Source organism: Phycicoccus sp. Root563 (assembly GCF_001427915.1).
Classification (GTDB): domain Bacteria; phylum Actinomycetota; class Actinomycetes; order Actinomycetales; family Dermatophilaceae; genus Pedococcus.
Genome location: NZ_LMGM01000001.1, coordinates 777,765 through 797,637, shown reverse-complemented (window position 1 = coordinate 797,637; position 19,873 = coordinate 777,765). Strand labels below are relative to the sequence as shown.

Sequence of the window (19,873 nt, the reverse complement as noted above, 5' to 3'; positions counted from 1 at the left end):
CCTAGACTCGAACACATGTTCGAACGCGGCGACTCCCACACCCGGTCGTCCGCCACGCCGCCCGGAGCTGGTCGTGCCGAGCCGCGCCCGCCGGGCTGAGGTCCTCGGGGCGGTCCCGCCGGGCTGGCCGCCGCTCGTGCCGCCGCCGGAGAGCCCCGGGTGGCAGGTGCCGGCCGTCTCGTGGCTGCTCGACCACTGCCCGTCGGACTACCGCTCGTATGCGGGGTGGCGCCGCCAGCCGGTGGCCCTCGCCTGGGTGGCGACGCGGCACATCGACGCCCAGCTGGTGGCGATGAGACAGGCGTACCGCGAGGTGCGCGTCGAGCTCGGCGACCACCTCACCAGCGAGGGGCTGACCCAGGTGCTCGCGGACCTGGAGGCTGAGGGCGTGCGGCTGTTGGCGGCCCGCCGCAGCGCCGGGCTCGTGTACGACGCCCTCCAGGGCAAGCGCTACGTCCCTCGGTTGTGAGCCAGCCGCGTTCTCGGTTCGGCCTGCAGCACGTCTGAACAAGCGCACTCTCTCGAGAACCTGCCCCATCCCGCCCAGATAGTCGCGGCCACCGCCGGCCCCGCCCTCCTCCTGCCCCTACTGCCCAACGCCCTGGACCTGCTGGCCCTCCGTCGGATGACCCACCGCGCATTCGGCACCCTGACGGCACTAGAGCCCGCCTTCGGAGTCCTCCTCGGATTGCTCGTATTGCACCAAGGCCCCTCGATAGTCCAGGTCGTCGGTGTCAGCCTGGTCGTCGTCGCAGGTACGGCCGCCCAGCGAGGCGGACAGCGCGAGCCTGATGCGGCCGGTAGCGGGCCTCATGTCCATTCTCGAATGGACCTACGGGGATGACCGTCAGGTAGCTCGACTACAAGTCCGGCTAAGCATCGGCCGTACGGCGGAGCCAGCGCGTGGCTACTGCGCCGGAAGGCCGCGGAACTTGTCATAGCGGTTCTCGAGAGCCGGCTTGGTCCCCTCCAACACCCGGACTGCCCTCGCCGCTGTGTCGACCTGTGAGATCGCACCTGCGGCAAGATGGAAGCTGTCGTCTTCGTAGCGGCACTCAACGACTTGGTCCGCGTCGCCGACGACAGCCAGATTGGCGTTGTGAGTAACGGCGATGATTTGTCGCCGCTTGGACGCTTCGCGCAGAGCCGGAACAACCACACTCGCGACAGTGTCGTTGTCGAGATTCTCCTCCGGCTGGTCTAGTAGTAGGGGAGATCTGCCTCGGTCAATCAGTAGATAGAAGAGCAGGAGCACGAGACCGCGTTGGCCGGGCGAAAGCGTGCTCAGCGGAGCGTCGCCGCTGAGCAACTCGACTCGTTGTCTCACCCACGTCATTCCCAAGACGTCAATCAAGAAGCCTTTGGCCGAGAATCCCGACTTGAAGTTGGTATCCGGGTCGAGTGGAGCTTCGGGGGTTCCGACAGTCAGGTCGACCAGCCTAAGAACTTGGGCCTCCAGCGACCCCCAGTCGTCTACATCGCCGCCCGGGAAATCCAAGGTCGTTGGTAGCAGCGCCGTTGAGCGTCTGCGGTCGATTGAGTCCTGGAGCATGGATAGCCGGGAGGCCGTATCTAAGGAGACGTTCGCCCGGATCTCGATCGCACTAAGACTCTCGTTCTCAGCGGCAAAGCGCTCGACGGGGGCGAACAGTTCACTGACCTGTGCTGACGTGCTCAACAGGTTGGCGTGAATCGCTCTTGAGTGGTTCATCAGTTCAGCACGCATGTCAGCGATCTGGCCGGGCGTTGACTCCCTGCGACGCAACAACGCCTCAAGTCCTCTGAGGGATTGGGGGTCCTCGTCTGCGCCGATGAGACCCGTCAAGTGCGCCTCACGGTCGCGCACCAACTGTCTCGCGCTCTCTCTTGCCGCGTCGATTTGCGCCAGCTCTCGCGATACCTCGGTCAGTTGCTGCTGCAACTCCTCGAGCCGCGCGTCGACGTCGGCCTGACTAGCAGCGAGACGCTCGAGCGCTGTGGTCCGGCGACGCTGCGCTACCTCACGCCAGTCTTCACTCGCGATGAGCTGCAGTACCGGCGACGAGGCAGGAACGATATCGAGAACCCTGTAGACGTCGCTCTGGATACGAGTGTTTATGGAGGCTATCTCTCCTTCAACCCCCTGCACTCGAGCGGCAAGAGCCGCCTCTTCGAGTTCCGTCCCACGAATTGCAGCAAGGGAGGCAACGATCGTGGCCCGTTCTCCCAGAAGCCCAGCTCGCTGAGCCTCAAGGGCGTCTGCACGTTCACGGCGCTCGACAACCTCCATGCCTTCCCGCCCAACCGTTTGGGCGGCAGCGAGCTCTGTGCGCGCCTCAGCCAGCGCGCTCTCAGCCTGAGCAACGGCCGCCTTCTGCCGCTCCACTGCCCCGCGGAGGTTGGCCAGCGGGTTGCGTCGGTGGAATTGCACGACGTCGAGCAGAGTCGCAACATCCTGGCCAAGTTCGCCTCGCAAACTCTGCAGCTCCACTTCAAGAGCAGCCGTTCGCCTCTTCTGCAAGTCCTCGAAATTCAGGGCGCCGGCGCGTTCCTCTTCGCCAATGTGCGAGAACAGAACCTTCTTCAGCTCCGTCTCGAAGTCACGCGCTGCGTCGCTATTGGGCCGGGCCGTACAAACGCGCTCGACGAACGCCTGCGGTAGGTACTCGACTCGCACTTCTCCTGCGAACGGCTCTCGGGCCGTCTTCAAGTTCAGCGACGACGTGGTGCCGTTCTGCCAGGCAATCGTCGAAGTGTACGAACTCGCCTCGTCCGAGTTTCGGGGTGCCAAGAACCGATTCTCATTCAGAAACGCAAACTCCTTCCGGCGCGGGCTGCCCCCGGCAAGTGCGATGCAATCCAGCAGGGCCGACTTGCCCTGGCCCTTGTTTCCAACGATGGCCACAAACTGACTATTCAGCGGAAGAGAGTAGTCGAACTTTTGGTCACCCCCGTCTGTTGAGACGGGACGGATCGAGACTGATTCGATGTACCGATCTGGATACCGATTGACGTTCTGGAGGTGCTGGGGTTGTACTCCAACGAAGACTCGCTCTTTAAACTCCGTAAGGGCGTGGCGCAAACCCGAAAACGAACGTTCCGCATTGATCCAATTTAGGCAGTTGCCGAGGCGAGCGTTATCAGTCGAGGATGCCCAGTTGTGCGCATCGCTACAGTCGAAAAGCTTGGACAGGACGTTCTGCGCTCTTAGTGCCTCGACGCTCGGGGCCCACCGTTCCGGATCGTCGAACGCTGTGAACAGTAGGTCGGCTCGCTCGATCGTGTCCCGCTTGAGGGCGGCGGATTGATTCCACCTCATGGCCGACCACTCAGCCTTGCCGAGCGCTTGAAGCGTGCGGCCCTTGAAGTACGAGGACTTCAACACGTCGTCGATTCGCTCACGGGACATCACCAAGTTCGCGAACCCGACCTGCAACGGTGACGCCATCTGCGCACGCGTTTCCTCGGGGGTTAGAGCGAGGATCTTGGTCCCCAAGTCCTGCAGGGACTCGCGAGTGACCACTCCAGACCAACTTCCCCGGTAGTCGTCCTTCGACAAGTCGAAGCCGGAGGTGAGGGCCGCCAGGAACTGCGCGTCGATGACATCCGGCTCAATCGTGGGATCGAACAAGACATGAAGATTCTGCCGACTGAGTTTGGTCTCAGTCCCACCGAGAATGTCCAATCGCATCTCCACGACAGGAACGATCAGCTCGATGTTCGGAAGGCTGCCCGCCAGCCAAGCCGCGCGCACTCTCCGGTATCCGTCGATGAACCAGTAGTCGTTTATCCCAAGCACGCGGATGCTTGCTGGCAAGTCCGCGAGAGCTTGGAGGTACTTGTCCCAGACCTCGACCTGGTCGCCGCCGTAGTTCTGGATTATCGATGCAGGCGTATGCACGTGTAGGTCCCAAATGGACCATTCACTGCCGCGCTCAACGCTCACCCTTCATCCCCCACCCTGCTGAAGACGGAAACCGTAGGCGGATCGTAACGGCAACACACGTGTGGAGCGGGGCACCACCCGGAGTTTCCTGGGGCCCCGCGGCGGCGCCCGGCGCTGAAAGGTCTGAGTCACGTGACCGCCCCAGCCTGTCGCGCCGGTCCGCATCAAGACATCGCTAGTGAGGCCTTGCCCCGTCTGTCATATCGGCTCCCTTCTGTTGTCAACCGGCTGGTACGAGGCTCTTGGCGGCGCGGGTCTTCCGGGGCGTCGAGGCTGGGCGTAGCGTCGGTATTGCGGGTCCGGGAAGTGGCTGATCCGAAGTGTCGATGAGCGGGGGTAGGTCGACCGCGCTGGATCTTGAGTCGCCCCGCAGTGCCCTCCCGGACCCGCGCACGCTCGCTGTGCCGCATCGATCTGCGCATCTGCGAGGAGCTGCCGGAAGATGGCGTCAGAGATCCTTCGCTTCAAACACCTGATCGCTTCGAGGGGTTTCTTGCCCTCGGCTCGTTTGCGTTGGTACTAGGCGCGGCCATCGGTGTCGAGGCGGATCTGGCTGATCGCGGCGATGTGGATCATGTGGTTCATCCGCCGGTTGCCGGCCCGGGACAAGCGGTGCCGGTTCTGCTCACCGGAGGACGCGTCCAGGGGTGCGGTGCCGGTCCAGGACGCGAAGCGGTTGCGGTCAGCGAACCGGGTGACGTCGCCGACGTCGGCCAGGACCCGGGCCGCGACGACGGGGCCGACGCCGGGCAGGTCCATCAGGTGTGAGCCGCGGGCCAGCACGATGGCTTTGAGCTCGGCGGTGGCCTTCTTGATCTTGGCCTCGACCGCGACCAGCTCCGCGAGTTCCTCGGCGGCGATCCGTCGTCGGGTCTTCCCGGCGATGTCACGCGGCCGAACCGAAGCGAGCATGACCTTGGCCTGACCGGTAGTGATGTCCTTCTTCGCCTGTCCTGGAAGGAGTTCGGCCAACAACGCCTGGAGCCGGTCAACGGTCTGGACCCTGCGCCGGGTCAGTGCCTCACGTCGGTCAGTGAGCATCCGCAAGGCTTCAAGCTCCCCGTCGAGCTGCAGCACCCGCAACGTCGTGGTGCGGACCGCGACGACCGCGATCGAGTGCGCGTCACGGGCATCGGTCTTGCGGTTATGACCGGTGTCGAACAACCGGACCCTGGCGGCGAGCTTCGCGGGGACATCCACGACACGCTCGCCGTCCTCGAGTAGTCGCTGCGCCAACGGTCGGCCGGCGCCGTTGCTGCCCTCGACCGCCCACACCCGGTCCGGCCACCCGGCGACGTACTTGCGCATCGCGGCGTAGCCGGCCCGGTCGGTGGTGAACCGTCCCGAGCCGAGCAACTTCTCGTGATGGTCGACGACCTCGATGGTGGCCGACAGCTTGTGGGGATCGACCCCGATGATGATCTGCTCCGTGTGTTGCATGTGCTACTCCCGCCTGCGCTCGTTCCCGGGGTGGACGGCGAGGTGGGCATTGCTACTACGAGCAGGGCAGTCCCTTCTTGAGCCACGCCTCGGCACGGTGACCGGCGGGCCGCTGACCGATAGAGAGCCACACCAGTTCAGCCGGTGGGCAGCCGCATGGAGAGCTGCCCGCCGATCACCTAGACGAAGTCTGGCCAGACACCGGCCCTGGAGGAATCGTCTAGTAGCCGCAAGGGTCGCGACCGGCCAACTCATGAGTGGTCGGTTGGCGATTCAAGCCCGACCTGCCCCTGACATCGTTTGCCGAGGTCAGCGTCCTACGCGCGTCCCTTCGCCCTCTCGGATCCGCCGCAATCTCGCCCCGGTGGGCATTTGTGGCACATGTGCATCGAGCAGAGCGCAACGGAGTCCAGGTCGTCACCGAATAGCCCGGCGTAGACGTCAAGCATCATGGCGGCCGAAACATGCCCCAACATCCGCTGCACAGGCCTTGACGTGCGCTCCTGCCGCGACGGCCATAGTCACTGCTCGGCAGCACCGGATCTACCGAGTATGGATTTGACACCTTCGGGGGAAGGTCTCAGCGTGAGAAGCCGATGGCATCGACGTAGGCATAAGCGCGGGCGGTCGAGACGGGCGAGAGGACCACTTTGACGGTGTGCTTGCCGTACGTGACGGGCGCACTCCAGAGGGTCTGCCGGTACACCGTGCTCGCTGAGTACAGGTCCACGGTGGCCTTCAGCGAACCATCAACGTAGACCTTCAAGCGACCCGAGTTCGCCGCCTTCATACCGATGACGCTGATGCCGGAGGTCCAGACCGCGCTGGATGACAGTGCCGCGCCCGAGGTCGCGGAGCGCCGGACAGTACCGGCCCACGACGAGCTAGACGTTACGTCCGCCCAAGCGCCGGACTTAGTCAGTGAACGGTCATCGGTGGGCCAGAGCATCGAACTGACAGCGGACCATGATCCGATGCGGCCGAAGTTGTCCTTGGCGCGTACCCGGAACTGACGCACCGAACTCGCCGTGGCGACGTAGGGCTTGCTGGCGGCCGTGCCCGAGCTGAACGCAGTCCAGGCGCCGTAAGTCCGCGTCCCGGTTGATGACACGGTCACCACTCGGGCCTGCACCTCGAACGACGTGGTCGTACCCGGAGCGGGGCTCACCGCCTTCCACGTAACGGGAGCGGTCGTCGTCGCTGACACGCTTGAGGCAAGTGCGGCGTTGGTCATGGCCGCGCTTGGAGCCTGTGTGGCCATCCTGAGCGACCCGGCGATGACCGAAGTGCCGTCGATGCCCACCGGAGAACCAGAACCGTCGCTGGCCACACCCGTGAGCGTCCAGGTGTAGGAGCCGTTGGGCTGCAAAACTCCTGCACCGCTCTTGCCGTCCCAGATGGCAGACCGGATCGAAGCGTTCGTGGTGGTGCCGCCCGTCAGGGTGCGTACAGCAGTGCCAGCGGAGTTCTTGATGACCAGCGACCACGAGGACAGGTTCTTGGTGAGGTCGATCTGCGGCGACCAGGTCGTCGACTGACCGGAGACGTTCGGGGCGAACACGCTCGGCAAACCCATCAGGCCCAGCAGCCGAGGCTTCGACTTTCCAGCGTTCAGGGTCGCTGGAAGCGAGCCGACCCGCGCCTGCTGATCGCTGTTCCCGACCCAGGCGACCTTTGCGCCTTCGACATCCCACGCGAAGGGGTCGGAATCGGTCGTGATCACAACCGGGGCGCTGCCACTGACTCCGTTCCACGCCTTGAGCGTGCTGCCTTCGTTGAAGACGACGATGCCGTCGTCAACCTTCAGAGTGTCGGGCTGCGCGGTCAGGGAGCCGGTGACGGTGCCGGTGCGTGCATCCCGGACCTTGATCGCACTGGCCCCGTCGAAGTACGCCAGCCGGTCACCCCACATGCTCACAGCGCCGGCAGTGTCAGACCACATTCCCAGTGACTTCGGGTTGGTGGCACTCGTCGCAGCTGACAGATCACGAATGTAGAGCTTGCCCGAATAGGAGTAGAGCAGCCGCGAGCCAAACAGCGCCACACTCGATGATCCATCGGGAAGAGTTGCCAGGAGCGCTCCATCTGCGCGCCTGATGGTGTACGCCGAGGGACCCGCCCCGTAGTTCAAGAGCCCGACGTACGGACCGCTGGCCGCAATGATTCCCGAACCGTGAGCCATGTACGTCTTGGTCTGTCCATCGAAGAACGTCACGTCGTACGCGTCCGGTGCTGGGCTGCCCAAGCCTGTCTCGAGGTACGTGCGTCCCGCGGTGGCGAAGTCGAAGCCGTACCAGAATGCGGCCTTGGCGGGGAAGACCGACTCGCTGCCGACCGGCGACGTGAGCGCACGACTCCACACGGTCTCGGGCGCAGCGCCCAGACGCACTGCATCCTGCCGCTGGTCAGCCCCCCATAGGCGACCCGCATTCAGATGCAAGAAGGTGGGACCGACGCTCACTGCCGGGCTCGCCACACGCGGCCCGACGGCTCCCGTTGTGCTCACCGCGTACAGCCCGCTTACACCAACACCGGACCCCCACACCTTGAACCCGGAAGGGCCAGCGGCGATGTAACCAAGAGCCACACCCGATGGCACCGGCACGGACGAAACTGTGTTGCCCGTAATGAGATGCGGCAAAGGACTGTTGACGAGGGTCGCGGTGTCGTTCGCCGCCCACACGGGGTAATCCGGGGTTGGCACGGTGACCTTGCTGAGCGCGCCACCTGATCGAGAGAACCGGTACACAGTTGCCGTGGTGGCGTAGTCCCACGCAAGAAGCACGACGGACGAGGGAGTGACATTGATATGTGGCCTAGAGCCAACCATCGGCACAGTACCCAGCACCGTGGCAGCTCCGCCCTTCGGCGGAACCGAGGTGATGGTGAGGGTCCTGCTGCCGTCGGCGAGAGTCTTGTCCTGGCAGAAGATGATGGCCGTCGCGTCAAGTGCGCACGGTGACGTGTCCGTCGCGCGGTCATGCCGGTACACGACACCGCTCTGGACGTACTCCGAGTAGAGCACGTCCTGGACGCTGTCGTACTGGCCCAAGAGGTAACCGTCGTCGCTGACGAAGTCGAGCGCGCCATCGCGCAGCAACTCTGACGTCTTCGCTCCTGTCAGCGGATCGAGACGGGTGAGCTGGTTAGTCGCTCCGTCTACTGAGTACAGCTTCGTGCCCGACGACGCCCACCCCGGGTCACTGGTCGCGAACGAAGTCAAGGGTCCGCCATCCACGCTTCTGTACAGCTGCGACCCCGCAACGATGGTCGTCCCGCCAGAAACGAGTACGGGAATCATGCTCGTCGACGTGGCCGCAGCCTGAGCAACCGCGACCGTGTCCGGTGGGTCCGCCACTGCGGGGGTCGCGACTAGCCCGAGGGCGGCGGCTACCGCCGCCGCCGTAAAGAAAACCGTCGCCCGCCGTGCCCGATTCACAATGACTCCGATCAGAACGCTCGCCCCGCCTCGGGACCAGATCGCGTTCAACTTGGCGAGATATATCAGCACACTGGTCGCGCGCGCCCGCACCTTCGAGAAACCGCAACATAATCTCAAATTGCGGCATCAATCACGCTGCCAGCGACCGGCGCGGACTAGATGCTCTCCTCCGAAATGACGAGATGCTCGACGAGGCCTAGCACCGCGGCGGGGCGCTCCTATGGGGGCAGGCGGTCCATCAAAACGGCAACCATGTCGGGTCCCTTCATCAGACCTGCTCACCTACCCAGGCCACGGGGACATCCTGCCGGAAGAGTGCACAAGCATTTGAGTTGCCTCAGAGGAACTGACGTCTTACCGCCGCGTGCCGCTCAACTCGACGTGCCGCCCTGGAGCCGAATGGTCGGCTTGCCCCGGAGGCCGCTCTGTTCAGCCGCCTTCAATGCCATCACATCGGCTACGATGAAGCGTGAACTGGGCTGGCCTTGGCCAACTGATCGGATGGGCTCCGGGGGCTACTGTTGGCGCCCTAATCGGTGGGCTGGCCGGCGTCTTCTCATTCGATTCCCTATGCCAGGTGTGTAGTTCCATCACGAGTGACACGGTCCTCGGTAAGTCCACGCTCAACTTGCAGTGCGTCCATACCGTCGTAGGCGATTTCTATTCGGGGACAGCCTTTGCTGCCATGACCGCGGTCGTTGGCGCGGTTCTGGGTATAGGGGTCTCTCTCGTTCGAGGGGCGGGCGCCCCAACCACGTAGCTGCCACGGCACGCGGATTCTGAGCGAGGTCCCACCGTTTCGGAGGTGAGTCCCTCCGCCGCCACTGCCCGTCTGCAGGGCTCGTTAGGGCCACGCAAGGACCGTCCCAATCGCGGTGCCGACCATGAGGGCGCTCCATCCCCACGCGTTCCATTGCTCCCGCAGCTTCACTCGCCGCTTCTCGTTGCGAAACTCTGCGCTCGCCAGCTCATCGCGTTCCGTCACGGCCGAATGACGGGCAGCCAGGACGAACTGAATCGAGGAACCAGCTAGAAGAAGGACAGATGAGACGAAGGGCCAATAGCGAGTCACCTGGCTGAGCATTCCACGCATGCATGTCAGAGCCGTGGGGATGGTCGTGACTCAGCACCGGTGTGGTTACGTCAGCAGAGACGGTGCGTCTAACCGCCGCATTCGGCTCTCTACACCTGGGCAGCACAATTGAGACTCGGCGGAAACGGCGACTTAGGTCGTCACCATCTCAACCCGAACTAGTTGGTCAGTAGGATGGCGACCACCAGTAGGAGAGCGGTGGCAACCGTCAGCACGATCAGAATGCCGGGGATAAGGGCCCACGGCTTCTTGCCCGGGTTGTTCACAATCCTTCACGCTACTCCTGCGAGGCCGCTGCCCCGTCGTGCGAGTTGCCTCGCCGCGTTGCTCAAGGCGCCCTTTGTCCGCAGGCCAGCTCGCCCCACCGATCAGGAGCCGCGTCACGTCGCCGCGCTGGGGATTGCGGCTCAAACACCGGGACTTGCCGCCTGCGTTCGCCTGTCGCCCGCTCAGGGTCACGAGAGCGATCGAGCGGCTGCTTTCTCAGCCCTGTTCGGGGCGCTTGCGACTCGGTAACGTGCCGTCGATGAAGATCCGCGAAGTTGGGCGCAGGGCCTATGTGGTGGTCTTGATCGCGGTGGCCTTCGGTTGCGTCTTGTTGGGCATCGCGGTTGCCAACTTGGCCTGGGATTGGTGGGGTGAGCCATGCAACTGCTCGGACCTCGGCCCACTCGGCACATTCTGCATCGATACGTGCATCTCGGTTGGTCCTTTGTCTGTCAGCCACGTCTGGGGTGCCCCTCTGCTTCTGTTCGGACTGCCGGCGTTGGGTTCCGCCCTGGCGGGGGCATTGATGCAAAGGGCTGAACGCGCCAGCGCCCCGGAGGGCTGACCCCCGGCTCCCAAATGTCGGCTGACTCGCTCAGCTGAAGAAATGGGGGGTAGGTGCATAGGGTCCAGAAGCGTGAGCTACTTGGGCGCTGCTGATGGTCCGACGTTCCGCCGCGTCGTGGGCGACTGCGTTTACCGGATCCGCCAATGAGCGGAGGTCCCACACTTCGCTGCGTCGGGGCAAGTTGACGTCCCCTCATAGCCGATGAGCGATCAACGAAAAAGGGGGCGGCACAGAGCCGTTGACATCGTCGGGCAGACCGGAGGCGAACGTACCGTATCGACGTTCGAGATATGGCGCGTGCTCCCACTGTTCCTCTGGGGTTGGCAGCGTGCCGGTGGCTCTGCCCTCGGCCAAATTAGGGCGGCCGGCCTGGGATCCTCACTGCTCTCGCGCCGAGGTTCGCGATTGCTCCTTGACGTGCTACCGGTGCCAGTAGTGGTCCGTTCCGTTCCGTGAACCGCTTTCGTTCGGCCGACCGACCCGAAGGACCTGCTCAGCTGCTCGCTGCCGGCCCTCCGGGTCAGGACCGCGCTGACTACTCATGGCCTAGGGACTCCACTTACCTGCCGTCTCCAGGACGACGAATGCGACGGGTGCCAGGCTGACTCCCACGTAGGTGAGGATGCGACGGGCTCTGCTCATCAGGTTCACCCCCTCCGGGGGGTCTTGAGGCGGTCTTTTCGAGGGGCCGTGGTCCTATGCGAACCAGTCCCGGAATCGGGACCTTCAGGGGCTGTTCTTGCCGGCCGTCTCCAGGATGAGGAACGCGACGGGTGCCAGGCTGACCCCCACGTAGGTGAGGATGCGACGGGCTTTGCTCATGATGTTCACCTCCTTCCTTGCTGCGGGCTGGAATCTGCTGTTCGACCATCGGTGCATGGGACCTTGGGCCGGTCCGTGCGCCCGGCGGCCGCGGTGCCCGCTTCAGCCGGTCCTGATCCTCGGCGCGGTCTCCAGAAGGGCTAGCAGCGCAGCCCCGCACGAAACGGTTGCCACGGCTGCAATCCTGCGGATGCGCTCAGACATGAACATCACCTCCTCCCCCGACTGGGGATGGCGTCGTGGGGTCGGGTATCGACTGCGACCCGCCGCCATGCGAGCACTGCAGCGACCATGCCCACCACGACCGCGATGTCCGCGACGTTGAGCACCACCGGGCCTGCCGGGATGAAGTCCCGCACGGACCCGTTCAGCGCCCGGTCCACCAGGTTCCCCCCGGCACCGCCGAGCACGAGCGCGACCGGCCACCAAGACACGCGGCCCGCTGCAATGGCCCGGCAGCTCACCACTGCGGCAACGCCTACCCCGAGCGCCATCAGCAGGACCAGTACCGCCGCGGCGCCACCAGCTACACCCAGGCTCAGTTCGTCGTTGGTCAGAACCGAAGGCGTTGGCAGGCGCCGCTGGGCGACAGCTTTAGTCAGCAGGTCCATACCGGCGACGGCCCCGCTACCCAGCCCTGCCCACAACAAGGAGGTGCGAAACGTGCGCGGCTGCGTGACAGTTGCGGGCATCGAAGTGGCCTCCCCTGCAGTGGGCTGTGCACACCATCCCAGCGCAGCGCACATGTCCAGCACCCGCGTTTGTCCTACGTCACGTCGGCGGCCATGTAGAGCCCGGACTCCAACTCCGCCAAAGAGCCTGGCCGATCCGATCCGAATCGGATGCACGGGCGGCGCCCCGCTGCTCTCGACCGCAGCCCCTAGGCGGGTGTGCTACTTAAACGCAGGTGCGCGGGCACGCGAAGCCAGCCGGGGCCCAAATCATCCCAGTTGTTTAGCATCTTCTACGTCATACCGCCGCGAACCGGGCTGTCTGCCGCGGGGAGTTCTTGGGGGTCGTCCGGCTGGTGTGAGCGGCCGGGGCGCCGGACGCCGCGTGGGTCCTCAAGGGGCTCAGCCGTCATACCCCGGCTTGGCGACAAGGACGGACTCGAAGTACCGGCCCTCAGGGTCCTCCGCGCTCTCTGGCACCGTCGGGCGCCAGAGAGCGATGTGCAGGCTCGGCGCGGTGACCGAGTGCCCGCCATCGGTGACGTTCACTTCCGCGTGCGGATCCAGAGCCTCGATGACCTCGTCTGCGGGCGTGCCGAAGACATCGATGCCGAGGAAGGTCACGCTCTCGCCGTTGTCGGGACGGCCGAGCTCTACGGCGTTGACCCTGTCGGCGTCATCGAAATAGACGAAAATGGTCGGTCCCGATCTCGCTCGCACCATCAGGGACGGGACGGTCTCATCACCGCGGTGGAAGGTCTCGGGGTCCCCGTGGACGGCGCACTGTCGGGCTGCCTCCGCCCGCCCGACGCCGATGTGGACGCCCGCCGCTGCGGTCGGCGGCTCCAGCACGATGCCCATGCAGGAGTACACCACGCACCGTCGGTTCCCGGCCAGCATCAGCTCACACCGTCTCGGCCTCAACGTCCGAGGCGACTGGGCACCGTTCTGGTGTTGGATGTTGATCGTTAGCACTCGCCTCGAGCAGGTCCATCCCGACGTCGCGGCTCGGTTTCGCAGCCTCTCGCCTGACCGGCAGTCGGAGCTCGTCGGTCGGATCGCACTCGAAGCGGTCAGGAAGACGGACCTGTCACTGCCGCCTCGGGAAACCGACCTCACCGCGTGGTCGGCGGCCGTGGATTCGCAAGGATGGTCTCGGGACGCCGAGGGGGAGCCGCTCCAGGATGAGTCTGATTTCGCTCGTGCGCGTGCGGCCTTCGCCCTACGCGATGCTACTGAGGGCAACTCCCGAGCAGACGCAGCCGAGGACTCCCTCTACGAGAGCATCGCGGCATTGGGGCTCGACGTGGTCCGGGACTTGCTAGGCCCAACAACGTAGCCGCAGCCCAGGGTAAGCGCGGCCGCGATATGTGAGGGCTGCCCGCGACTGCGTCACACCGCCGCCTTCCGACCCTGCCAGTCTTCACGGCTCTGCTGATGGTTTGTCGCCATGAGTACTGGCGTGTTGCTTCGTGTCCTCCTATCTTCGAGTAATGAGCCGATTCAGTTTCGGCAAAGGGCCGCAGGACCCTCACGCCGACGCGGCCGTCGCACCCGAGGACCCCGTGGTGCGCCAGTACCGCTACCTTTTGCGCACGGCCCCGGTCGACGCGCTCGAAGCCGCCCATCTCGAAGCGATACCGCTGCTGTCGGAAGCTGACCAAGAGGCGCTGGTAGCGTCCCTTCGAAGCAGCTTCCTCGTGGGTGATCACCTGACCGCCCGCGACCACTTGAAGATCGCCCACCTGGTGACCAGCGGTGAGCGCCGGTCCCCCGGGCAGCTGCGGATGGGCCTGCCGCCGGACACGCTCCAGAACTTGGCCGCACGCGTGCTGAGGTCCGAGTCCTGCTTCGGGCTGTTCGGCGGCTACGCCTACTGGGACGGTGCCGAGCCGCAGCCCGAAGACGACTCCCTGTGGGCAGACGGGGGTTTCGACCCCAAGGTGGGCCGGTGGGCGGCGAGCAGCGACCCGAGGGTCGCATACGGCCTCGACGGCGAGGGCATCGGCGGAAACCACTGACCAGGACAAGTGGAGCAGCCGCACAGCAAGCAGTTCTGCAGGGAATCGGGACGCCGACGCTGTCCCATGGACTCTAGGAGGACGACATGACGCCATCGAGCAGGTCCCTGTTGTGCAAGACGAATTTCCACCACCACTGGGAGTACGCGCGAACCCCGGATGGAGTGCGCTACGAGCGCTGTGCCCATTGCCTCAAGGAACGGCGTGACGGCATCAGCCCCGGGACGAACGCCGGGATGGGCATTGCTGGTGGCTTCATGGGCGGCGGCGGGGGATAGCCGGCCGACACCGGTATGTCCGTCCGGCGCCGTGTCCCTCAGCCGCCGACGGCGGGCACGATGGCGTCCGCGATCAGACCGCGCACGTGTTCCCAGCGCATGTTGGGGTCGATAGCTTCGGTGGCCATCACGACGACCAGACGCAGGTCGGGGACGACTTCGACCACCTGGCCCCCAAACCCGAAGGCGGCATACGCGGGATGCCCCTTCTCCTGGGTAACCCACCACTGGTACCCGTAGCTCTCGGCGAGGGCGCCATGGGCACTCTGGGTGGCTACCTGGGCGGTGGTGGACGCCTCCACCCATTGCGCCGGGACGACCTGGCGCCCGTTCCACCGGCCGCCGTCGAGGTAGAGCTGGCCCAGCTTGGCCATGTCGCGTGGCGCCATCTTCAACGCGCCGAAGCCGAGCTGGATGCCGCGGGGGTCCTTCGGCCACGCGAAGTCCGCCTTGTCGTATGCGGCGATGGCAGCCTTGTCCGCGGTACGTGGCTCCACCGCGTTGCGGGTGTTGATGCCGAGGGGGTCGAAGAGGTGCGGTCGGGCGTAGTCCAGGGCGGATTTGCCTGTGGCGTGGGTGAGGATGGCCGAGAGCAGGTGCGACCCGGCGCTGGAGTATGCGAAGGACCGGCCCGGAGGTGCAACGGTGCCGGTGCGCAGGATGTTGCCCACCCAGTCCGCTCCCGACAATGATGTTGGTGGGTCGCCGTTGGGCTGGTCCGGGGGTAGGCCGGCGGTCATGGTGAGGAGTTGGCGAAGGGTGATGGAGCCAACCGTGGAGTTCATCTCGCCGGAGTGCTGGGGAAGCATTGTCGCAAGAGTGTCATCGAGCGAGTGCAGCCGACCTTCGGACAGGGCGATCCCGATGAGGGTGGCGATGACGCTCTTGGTGACCGAGTGCACGTCGTGGGCCTCCGCCGGGTTGCTGGAGCGGTAGAGCTGCACGAGCGGTTTGCGATCGACGGTGACCAGGACGGCGCGGACGTTCGAGATCGCCGGCGACAAGATGTTGGACAGGTACTTGTCGGTGGCGGAGGTGACTTGGTCCGCGTTTGGCGGACTCGAAAGGGCCGCGGACGCTTGGTTCGAAGGCGTCGGTCCCGGGTCGCCCGAGCTGTTGTTGCCCGCGCAACCGCCGATCATCATCACTGCAGCCAGCGAAGTAGCCGTGAGGACTCCCACAAGTTGGGATGTGGGTGTGACGTGAGAATCAGAAGACTGTTGGCGCGAACTCATGCGCACCTCCGGGTACGACTCGAGTGTCCCCCAAAGGAAGTCAACTGAGAAGGGTCACGACGTGCGCTTGCCGCTCATGGCTGGACGGGCCACCCCCGTGAGAGGAGCCTTAAGGCACAGGAACGCAGCGCCGCCATCTCGGATTCCACACAACCCGAAAGTCGGGTGCTGCGCCCAGGGAGGAAGCCATGTCCGGTCGTTGGCGGTGCTTGCTGGGCTTGCACAAATGGGCCAGGAAGCGAACCGCGGACAACAAGCCGTACGAGGCATGCCTTCGGTGCGGTAAGGAGAACACCGCCGGAGAGGGACGAACTCCAGGCTTGCCATGAAATGCAGAAGCGCGCACTTGCACTGAAGGAGCACCTGAGCGACATCGGCATGAATGCGACTAGGCCGCGACACCTCGAGGAGGTTGAGGCACATCGCCGCCTGACGACCAAGGCATCGGTTCAGAGCGGTGCTCTGAGGGCAGGCGCCTTGGCGTCATCGTTGCCGAAGCGCTCCGCGTCATCGCTGGCGAGGCGCTCCGCGCTCCCACCAGTCGGCTATCGGACGCTCACGCACGAGGTCCGCAGCGAACTCGGGATCGCCAAAGTTGCAGAACTTCCACGTTCCTTCGCCGCCCGCGAGTATTGAAAGAGGACCTGATCAACCTCGAAGGCGTCGAGCTCGCCGGTGCGGAAGCGTTCGAGCGCAGCTCGCACGCGCTCCTGCAGTGAAGCCAACTGATTCTCGTGGTACTTCACCATCGCTTCTCGCGCGGCTTGTCGGTCGGACTTCGCGGACACAGATCGAGGTTGGCCCGAGACCTCACATCCGCGCGACGAGCGGCATGTGCGGATGATGCCTAGCCTCCTTCGCGGACTGGCAGCGGCGCCCCCTCCAGAAACGCTTCGTAGGCATCACGGGCGTCGTTGTCGATCGTGGGCTTGATGCCGCTGTACCGGGTGTCGCGGCCGTCGCGGTGAGGCCCCGAAATCCAGTACTCCTCCTCCGTCGCCGTGTCGTAGAAGTTGGCGTCAAACATCCCCGTCCAGCGATGCAGGGTCTTGCCGTGCCAGCGCGCGGTCTTCCATGAGCGGTTGAACGAGACGACGCTGATCCACGCGGGGCCCTTGTCCGTGTTATGGCCCGTCTTCAACTGGACGAACATGACGCGATCGGGCATGTGGACAGCATCCCGTGGCCTGGTCACTCCGCGCACCTGGTTTCGCGCAGCGCCGCAGATCCGGTTGTCCTACTCGATGTAGCCGGAGGTGGGATCGACCTGGCTTGGACAGTTGCGAATAGCGTCCGCGAGCTCAACGTCAGTTTGACCCTCACCACCGCAGGTCGACGTCGCGAAACCGTAGTCCGCGTTTGGGCCCGAGACCCATCGAAGCTCGTAGACGCTTGGCTCGCTGACGCGCTCGGTGACGTCGAAGTGCTCCCCGTCAACCGCGATCCGCTTCACGAGGTGAGGCTATCTATCCGCGGCATGAGCGGATGTTTGGCATACGTCGCCCCCGCGCGCCTCAAGGTCAACCGCAGACGTGATTCACGGTGCGCTGGACCACCTACGGGCGTCGCCTCGACTCCGCCGGCGCTGAAGTGCCGAAATCACCGTTGGCCGACTTGACCCAGCTCTACAGTCGACGCATGGGGAACTGGTTGACCACGAGAACCGTGGTCTTGATCTGGATCGTGGCCGCCTGGCTGACAGCCAGCGCGGTGTGGGCGGCGGCGGGCCTCAGCCCAGGCATGACGCACAGCTCTCTGATCGGCGAGATCCTCGCGGCGATCGTCAGCACTGGTGTCGCGGGCTGGGCGACCGCATTTCGCTCCCGCCATCGTGACGCGACCGAGACAATCGAGTCGTAGCTCAGCGGCTCCGGCGAACGCCGACTTGCCGCCGAGCCCGACGCGATGCCCCGGCTGGGCTCACCTCGTCCACCTGTGACCGCGCGGATCGCGGCATGAGCGGACGGTCGTCGATTTCGCCCGCCGACCCCGCACGGCCAAACCGCCAAGCATGTTCAGCGGGACTTGCGGGAAACCCATACGTGGGCAAACCGGGCCATCTAAGGTTTCCGTGTGGTGACTCCTCGGACGATGACTCGGCTCAGCACTGCAGCCGTCTTCGGTAAGGCGCTGATCGCACTCATGGGTGCAGCCGTCGTGCTGAGCGGGTGCACGAAGAGTTCGGAACCGGGCTTCGCGGCTACCTCGATCCCCTCGCTCACCATGGATACGACGGGCGGAGGAATCGTCGAGCCTGGTGCCGACCAACGGACCGGAGACGACCAGGTGACCTTGGCAGCCTGCCTCGCCCTCGTGGACAACATCGCCGCCTTAAGTGAGTTGGCATCAGCGAAGCTGACGGTCCCCGGTGCAACCGACGACGCGGCAAAGCCCGCTCGCGCGGTCTACCCCCACCATCCCGAACTTGCCGAGAGAATCGTCGCCATCGGAGGGAAGTTAAGCGCGGAAGCACTCAGCGCCGAGGAAGAGGCGAAACGCAACGGCCAGCCGTCACAGTCGGTAAGCGCGCGCGTGGAGACGACATCTGCCGCCCCTTGCCGCGCCATCGCGGAAGAGTTCGCCTCGCAGGGCACCAAGTCCGTCACGTCGACGACGAAGTAGCACCTTGGGTAAGGACCCTGCTCGTCGTACGGTGTTTAATCCTTCGTGACACCTGCCCGTGGTGCGTCCCCACATCGGCTGCTTGTTTCATTGACGCAGGATCGGTGCCTGGCAAGGCTCGGTTCCAGGCGTCCGGGCTGTCGCTCTCACATCGGCTGCTCGCCTACGGGTGTGGCTCTCATTTGGCCTGCGCAGTCCCGGGCGTCGCCAGGGCCGGGAGAGGCTCAAGAGGGGTGTGCCCAAGCTCAAAGCAGCGTTGCCCTCCCAGCTCGATAACCGGTTCGGTTCGAGCAGAGGAGAGCACCGTGGAAGAGCAACGAACCAGTCGCGTGGTGATCGGGATGGACCCGCACAAACGCTCGGTCACGATCGAGGTGATGCGCCCGGATGAGTCGGTCGCAGTGGGTGGGCGCTTCGCCACCGATCAGGGCGGCTACGCAGCCATGCTCGAGGTAGCGCGGGCCTGGCCCGAGCGGGTGTGGGCGGTGGAGGGCTGCAACGGGATCGGTCGTCACGTCGCGGTGCGGCTGATCGCTGACGGTGAGCAGGTCATCGACGTTCCGCCGCGGCTGTCCGCGCGGGTGCGGATGTTCGCCACCGGGCAGGGCCGCAAGACCGACGCCACGGACGCGCACTCCATCGCGTTGGTCGGGGTCCGGATGGCTGGGCTGCGCCCAGTTGTGGACGACGAGCAGCTCGCCGTCCTACGGGTGCTGGTGGATCGACGCCGGGCCCTTGGGGAGGACCACACCCGGATGGTTTCGCAACTGCATCACCTTTTGCTGGAGCTGATTCCGGGCGGTGCGAAGAAGGACTTGTCCGCCGCGCAGGCCAAGAAGCTGCTCGCGACGGTGCGCCCTCGCGACCTCGCCGGCAGGGCCCGCCGTCGGGTCGCGGCCGAACTGATCAGCGACCTCGAACGGATCTATGCGCGCAAGAAGGCGGCGAACAAGGAACTGTCGCAGCTGCTCACCGCGACCGGCACGAGCTTGACCGGGCTGCACGGCATCGGACCCTCCGGCGCCGCGCGGCTGCTCGTCGAGGTCGGGGACATCACCCGCTTCCCGGACAACAACCACTTCGCGTCCTGGACCGGCACCGCCCCGATCGACGCCTCGTCCGGGGACCACGTGCGCCACCGGCTATCGCGCGGCGGGAACCGTCAGATCAACCGGGTGCTGCACATCATGGCCACTGTGCAGCTGCGCAATCCGACCGAAGGGCGAGCGTTCTTCGACCGCACCAAGGCGCGCGGCAAGACGTCCAACGAAGCCATGCGACTGCTCAAACGCCGGTTGTCGGACATCGTGTTCCGCACGATGCTGGCCGACGCGGCCCGGCAGATGGCGACGGGCCCGGGAGGGCAACAGGGTGACGACTCTGACTCCAGCGCGGCCGGCTCACAACCCCACACCAGCTCTTCGGACAAGCCACTTCCCGGACCCGCCACCACCCACCCTAGAACCGGGCTTGCCGCCGCGTCTTGACA

At 65.1% G+C, this 19,873-nt stretch carries 15 protein-coding genes; 6 read left to right on the top strand and 9 right to left on the bottom strand.

Features of this window, described 5'->3' with window-relative positions:
- Positions 1-73 precede the first annotated feature (73 nt).
- Positions 74-469, top strand: a complete 396-nt coding sequence (locus ASD62_RS03810; RefSeq protein WP_235529028.1) for a hypothetical protein — start codon at positions 74-76, stop codon at positions 467-469.
- A gap of 438 nt (positions 470-907) precedes the next feature.
- Here the strand turns inward: ASD62_RS03810 and ASD62_RS03805 are convergent, their stop codons facing one another.
- The 3 genes from ASD62_RS03805 to ASD62_RS03795 form a co-directional block, all read right to left on the bottom strand.
- On the bottom strand, positions 908-3,925 hold the full coding sequence (locus ASD62_RS03805; protein ID WP_157581318.1) for a TrlF family AAA-like ATPase: 3,018 nt from the start codon (positions 3,923-3,925) through the stop codon (positions 908-910).
- Between the two features lie 519 nt (positions 3,926-4,444).
- Complete coding sequence (locus tag ASD62_RS03800) at positions 4,445-5,365, bottom strand: IS110 family transposase (protein ID WP_369818747.1); 921 nt, start codon at positions 5,363-5,365, stop codon at positions 4,445-4,447.
- Between the two features lie 580 nt (positions 5,366-5,945).
- Positions 5,946-8,588 (bottom strand): FlgD immunoglobulin-like domain containing protein, encoded by a 2,643-nt coding sequence (locus tag ASD62_RS03795; RefSeq protein ID WP_162254750.1) that lies wholly within the window; start codon positions 8,586-8,588, stop codon positions 5,946-5,948.
- A 1,838-nt stretch (positions 8,589-10,426) separates the two neighbouring features.
- Between ASD62_RS03795 and ASD62_RS03785 the strand changes: the two genes are divergently transcribed.
- Complete coding sequence (locus ASD62_RS03785; protein ID WP_056914821.1) at positions 10,427-10,732, top strand: hypothetical protein; 306 nt, start codon at positions 10,427-10,429, stop codon at positions 10,730-10,732.
- Positions 10,733-11,766: 1,034 nt separating this feature from the next.
- On the opposite strand, the gene ASD62_RS03780 is transcribed toward ASD62_RS03785, so the two are convergent.
- On the bottom strand, positions 11,767-12,249 hold the full coding sequence (locus ASD62_RS03780; RefSeq protein ID WP_056914820.1) for a signal peptidase II: 483 nt from the start codon (positions 12,247-12,249) through the stop codon (positions 11,767-11,769).
- A gap of 381 nt (positions 12,250-12,630) precedes the next feature.
- The gene (locus ASD62_RS03775) at positions 12,631-13,089 is read right to left on the bottom strand and encodes a hypothetical protein (RefSeq protein ID WP_056914819.1); all 459 of its coding nucleotides are present in this window, start codon (positions 13,087-13,089) and stop codon (positions 12,631-12,633) included.
- Between the two features lie 707 nt (positions 13,090-13,796).
- On the opposite strand from ASD62_RS03775, the gene ASD62_RS03765 reads away from it, so the two are divergent.
- Positions 13,797-14,249 carry a hypothetical protein gene (locus tag ASD62_RS03765; protein WP_056914817.1) on the top strand — a complete coding sequence of 151 codons (453 nt, stop codon included), beginning with the start codon at positions 13,797-13,799 and terminating at the stop codon, positions 14,247-14,249.
- A gap of 316 nt (positions 14,250-14,565) precedes the next feature.
- Here ASD62_RS03765 and ASD62_RS03760 read toward each other — a convergent pair whose 3' ends face one another.
- The 4 genes from ASD62_RS03760 to ASD62_RS03745 form a co-directional block, all read right to left on the bottom strand.
- The gene (locus ASD62_RS03760) at positions 14,566-15,762 is read right to left on the bottom strand and encodes a serine hydrolase (RefSeq protein WP_082580557.1); all 1,197 of its coding nucleotides are present in this window, start codon (positions 15,760-15,762) and stop codon (positions 14,566-14,568) included.
- Between the two features lie 545 nt (positions 15,763-16,307).
- Entirely contained in the window at positions 16,308-16,508 is a 201-nt protein-coding gene (locus ASD62_RS19620; protein ID WP_157581312.1) for a hypothetical protein, read from the bottom strand.
- Positions 16,509-16,609: 101 nt separating this feature from the next.
- On the bottom strand, positions 16,610-16,930 hold the full coding sequence (locus ASD62_RS03750; protein WP_056914814.1) for a hypothetical protein: 321 nt from the start codon (positions 16,928-16,930) through the stop codon (positions 16,610-16,612).
- A 69-nt stretch (positions 16,931-16,999) separates the two neighbouring features.
- Positions 17,000-17,215, bottom strand: coding sequence for a hypothetical protein (locus tag ASD62_RS03745; protein ID WP_056914813.1), 216 nt, complete (start codon positions 17,213-17,215; stop codon positions 17,000-17,002).
- Positions 17,216-17,400: 185 nt separating this feature from the next.
- Here ASD62_RS03745 and ASD62_RS03740 point away from each other — a divergent pair, with 185 nt between their 5' ends.
- From ASD62_RS03740 to ASD62_RS03730, 3 genes are all read left to right on the top strand, one after another.
- Complete coding sequence (locus ASD62_RS03740; protein WP_157581310.1) at positions 17,401-17,622, top strand: hypothetical protein; 222 nt, start codon at positions 17,401-17,403, stop codon at positions 17,620-17,622.
- Between the two features lie 231 nt (positions 17,623-17,853).
- Positions 17,854-18,384 carry a hypothetical protein gene (locus ASD62_RS03735; protein WP_056914811.1) on the top strand — a complete coding sequence of 177 codons (531 nt, stop codon included), beginning with the start codon at positions 17,854-17,856 and terminating at the stop codon, positions 18,382-18,384.
- Positions 18,385-18,689: 305 nt separating this feature from the next.
- Positions 18,690-19,871 (top strand): IS110 family transposase, encoded by a 1,182-nt coding sequence (locus ASD62_RS03730; protein WP_235530619.1) that lies wholly within the window; start codon positions 18,690-18,692, stop codon positions 19,869-19,871.
- Positions 19,872-19,873 lie beyond the last annotated feature (2 nt).

Excerpts from the sequence above, each read along its gene's own strand:
- ASD62_RS03750 (WP_056914814.1), bottom strand. The coding sequence starts at position 16,930 with ATGCCCGATCGCGTCATGTTCGTCCAGTTGAAGACGGGCCATAACACG.
- ASD62_RS03785 (WP_056914821.1), top strand. The coding sequence starts at position 10,427 with ATGAAGATCCGCGAAGTTGGGCGCAGGGCCTATGTGGTGGTCTTGATC.
- ASD62_RS03800 (WP_369818747.1), bottom strand. The coding sequence starts at position 5,365 with ATGCAACACACGGAGCAGATCATCATCGGGGTCGATCCCCACAAGCTG.
- ASD62_RS03740 (WP_157581310.1), top strand. The coding sequence starts at position 17,401 with ATGGGGAACTGGTTGACCACGAGAACCGTGGTCTTGATCTGGATCGTG.
- ASD62_RS03775 (WP_056914819.1), bottom strand. The coding sequence starts at position 13,089 with ATGGGCATCGTGCTGGAGCCGCCGACCGCAGCGGCGGGCGTCCACATC.
- ASD62_RS03760 (WP_082580557.1), bottom strand. The coding sequence starts at position 15,762 with ATGAGTTCGCGCCAACAGTCTTCTGATTCTCACGTCACACCCACATCC.
- ASD62_RS03735 (WP_056914811.1), top strand. The coding sequence starts at position 17,854 with ATGACTCGGCTCAGCACTGCAGCCGTCTTCGGTAAGGCGCTGATCGCA.
- ASD62_RS03780 (WP_056914820.1), bottom strand. The coding sequence starts at position 12,249 with ATGCCCGCAACTGTCACGCAGCCGCGCACGTTTCGCACCTCCTTGTTG.